Genomic DNA, 3,856 nt, shown 5'->3' with positions numbered 1-3,856 from the left:
GTCATTTCGTTTTTTTGAAAAGTAAGTGTTGGAAATTTAAATAAGCATAGCATTTACTAATTATAAACTAATTTTCAATACTTACTTAATATTGACAACTGCTATGATTTCAAGAATAATCGGATCGTCAGCCCGCGGACTGAAAAATATATGGATGTTCTATTACACCGGTTTCAGGGAAATGACCGTTGGAAAGACCTTATGGATTATAATACTCATCAAACTTTTCATTTTCTTCATCGTTATGAAGATGTTGTTCTTTCCCAATTTTCTCTCTTCAAACTTCGACAACGACAAGGAACGAGCTGATCACGTCCGCCATGAACTCACGAACAGATAACATTCGGCTACAGCCTCTTTAGAAACTTTAAATTCCAAATTATAAACTCTATCTATACACAATGTCAGATCTAACTACAGTTGTTGACTGGTCGAGGCTTCAGTTTGCCATCACGGCCATCTATCATTGGCTCTTTGTGCCACTCACCCTCGGACTGTCGGTGATTGTCGCCATCATGGAGAGCATCTATCTCAAGACAAAATCGGAGAAGTGGCTTCTTGCCACCAAGTTCTGGATGCGTCTTTTCGGAATCAATTTCGCAATAGGCGTGGCGACAGGCATCATTCTTGAATTCGAGTTCGGAACAAACTGGAGCAACTATTCCTGGTTTGTCGGCGACATATTCGGCGCGCCGCTTGCCATCGAAGGAATACTTGCATTCTTCATGGAGTCTACTTTCGTGGCGGTCATGTTTTTCGGATGGAACAAAGTAAGTCCGCGTTTCCATCTCGCCTCGACCTGGCTCACCGCACTCGGAGCCTCCATCTCGGCACTCTGGATTCTCGTTGCCAACGCATGGATGCAATATCCTGTCGGAATGGAGTTCGACCCGGATCAGATGCGAAACGTAATGGATAATTTCTGGGCACTGTTCTCAGGTATAGCGATCAACAAATTCTTCCACGCCGTTCTCAGCGGATGGGCGCTTTCTGGTGTATTCGTTATTGGGGTAAGCTGCTGGTTCCTCTGGAAAAAAAGGAATGTGGAATTTGCCATACGCTCGATTAAGGTCGGTGCTTGGTTCGGACTTGCCGGAATGTTGCTGACAATGTATACCGGCGATGGTTCTGCCGTCGAAGTGACAAAACACCAGCCGATGAAGCTTGCCGCCATGGAAGGACTATACCATGGTCACGAGGGACAGAGTCTGGCGGCGGTTGCCATACTTAACCCTGACAAGGAATGGGACAATGACGAGGATGAGTATCTTTTTGAAATCGCCATTCCCAAAGGTCTGTCGATACTCGGACGTCATGACATGAACGCGTTTATTCCGGGCATCGCCGACATCATCAACGGTGTTGACATAAATGCAGAGGGAGATACGATAAATACCGTCTCTTATGCCGAAAGAATAGCTATGGGAAAAAAAGCCCTGAATGCACTGAGAACTTACGGAGAGGCACGCGAGGCTGGAGATTCGGCAGCAATGGCTTCTTCGCTCAAAACCCTTAAGGAGAATTACCGCTTCTTCGGCTACGGATATTTCAAATCTGTCAACGAAGCCATTCCTCCCGTCGGACTCACGTTCGTGATGTTCCGCATCATGGTAGTGCTCGGTTCCTATTTCCTTCTCTTCTTCATTGCTGTGCTTTTCATGGTATACCGCACCACACTGCTGCAGCGTTCGTCTTGGATACAATGGATAGCAATGGTGTCCGTGCCTTTCATGTGGGTTTGTTCCGAGGCAGGATGGGCTGTTGCCGAGGTGGGCCGCCAGCCATGGACCGTGCAGGACCTCCTTCCTACAATCGCTTCCGTGTCTGCAGTTCCAGCTACATCGGTTATTGTTACGTTCTGGCTCTTCGCTCTCATCTTTACAGTGCTCCTCGTTGCAGAGGTGAGCATAATGTGCCGCCAGATAAGCAAGGAATCTAAAAAAGCCCTCTCCTGATTCATTAAACATTAAACATTCCACATTAAACATTACTAAAATGTCACTCGAATATCTTCAGAATTACTGGTGGCTCCTCGTTTCAGTGCTCGGAGGAATCTTGGTCTTCCTGCTCTTCGTACAGGGTGGACAGTCAATGATCCTCTCCGCTAAATCTGAGACACGCCGCGACCTTATTGTCAACTCGATGGGTGGGAAATGGGAACTGACATTCACAACCCTCGTAACTTTCGGAGGCGCCGCTTTCGCGTCTTTCCCCCTCTTCTATTCCACAAGTTTCGGAGGGGCGTACTGGCTTTGGATACTCATTCTTTTCAGTTTCATTGTCCAGGCCGTAAGCTATGAATACCGCCGCAAGAAAGGAAATGTCTACGGCACAAAAACATATGACATATTTCTTTTCATCAACGGCTGCGTAGGCTGCGTGCTACTCGGTGTGGCAGTCTCCATGTTCTTCTTCGGAGGCGAGTTCACCGTCAACAGGGGCAACCTCCTGGACGGCTCCGCACCCGTAATCTCGCAATGGGCGCCGACCCACGGTTTCGAAGCCATCTTCAACTGGAAGAACCTTGTGCTGGGTGTTGCAGTCCTTTTCCTTGCAAGGACGCAGGCTTGCCTCTATATGATGAACAATATAGCTGATGACCCCGATTTCTTTAAAACGCTTAAGGCTAAAGCCCTCATCAACGGGGGGATATTCCTTGTGTTTTTCCTTTGGTTCCTCGGAATGTTATTGACTGCCACGGGATATACGGTGATATCAGACGGTATCNGCACCGTTGAAGNGCNGGAGACTCCGTTCAAATATTTACACAACTACATCAACCTGTGGTGGGCGGGTGTGACCCTTCTTCTCGGAGTGGTGCTCGTGCTCTTAGGCTGGGCAAAATCGTGTTTCGCAAAACATTTCACCAAAGGCATATGGTTCACAGGTATCGGGACGTTCCTTGTCGTGGCATCCCTCTTCTGGGTTGCAGGCTATGGCGACACTGCCTTCTATNCTTCGTTGCTGAACCCTATGGACTCCCTCACCATCCGCAATGCATCCTCTTCCGAGTTCACGTTGAAGACGATGAGTTACGTTTCTCTCCTCATACCATTCGTTCTCGCCTACATCGTTTACGTATGGCGAGCGATGGACAAAAAGAAGCTGACTCCCGCCTCCCTCGAGTCCACCGACCATAAGTATTAAGAAAATGACGATGGATTATTAATCGAATTTGCTTCGTCCCTCGGAATATATTAATTTTGCATATCGGAATGCCGACAAATGTCGGCATTCCGATATGATTTTATACAAATTTTCCATGCAAGCAGAAACACAACAAGTTAAAACCCCTCTTTGGCAACTGTTTGCCTCTTTTTTTAAAATAGGGGCTTTCACGTTCGGCGGCGGATGGGCGATGATCTCAATCATAGAACGTGAGATAGTGGATAAATATCACTGGATTGAACGCGACGATTTCCTCGACCTACTGGCAGTGGCACAGAGCCTGCCGGGAATCCTCGCTGTAAATATAGCGACAGCTGTCGGTGACAAGCTTCGCGGCACACGCGGCAGCATCATCGCTTCCGCAGGCACAATACTCCCATCTTTCCTAATAATCCTTGCGATCGCAATCTTCCTGACCCCGGACATGATAAAGAACAACCGCGTTATTTCCTCCATATTCATGGGGATACGTCCTGCCGTTGTCGCCCTGATCATCGCGCCGGTGCTGACATCTGCAAAAGCCGCGAAAATAGGATTAAAGACGGTCTGGATTCCATTAGTGGTTGCATTGATGATCTCCCTCGATCTCGGATTCATTTCCAACCCGATCCTATATATTCTGTTCGGGGGCTTCGGTGGCTTCCTTTTCTGGTGGCTACCCCGCAAATACCGCTCTTAAACCCTATTC

4 protein-coding genes are annotated in these 3,856 nt (G+C 47.8%); all 4 read left to right on the top strand.

What is annotated here, in order from left to right; all coding sequences use genetic code 11:
- Positions 1-103: 103 nt before the first annotated feature.
- A complete protein-coding gene (locus JX312_RS10420; protein WP_123405176.1) occupies positions 104-340 on the top strand; it encodes a DUF4492 domain-containing protein in 237 nt (78 codons plus the stop codon).
- 61 nt (positions 341-401) lie between these two features.
- On the top strand, positions 402-1,955 hold the full coding sequence (locus JX312_RS10415) for a cytochrome ubiquinol oxidase subunit I (RefSeq protein WP_204457953.1): 1,554 nt from the start codon (positions 402-404) through the stop codon (positions 1,953-1,955).
- A 40-nt stretch (positions 1,956-1,995) separates the two neighbouring features.
- On the top strand, positions 1,996-3,147 hold the full coding sequence (locus JX312_RS10410) for a cytochrome d ubiquinol oxidase subunit II (protein ID WP_204457952.1): 1,152 nt from the start codon (positions 1,996-1,998) through the stop codon (positions 3,145-3,147).
- A gap of 115 nt (positions 3,148-3,262) precedes the next feature.
- Positions 3,263-3,847, top strand: a complete 585-nt coding sequence (locus tag JX312_RS10405; RefSeq protein ID WP_123405278.1) for a chromate transporter — start codon at positions 3,263-3,265, stop codon at positions 3,845-3,847.
- Positions 3,848-3,856: the final 9 nt, after the last annotated feature.

This window comes from Barnesiella sp. CU968, assembly GCF_905219685.1.
Taxonomy (GTDB): domain Bacteria; phylum Bacteroidota; class Bacteroidia; order Bacteroidales; family Muribaculaceae; genus Lepagella; species Lepagella muris_A.
This window is presented reverse-complemented; position numbering and strand designations above follow the sequence as displayed.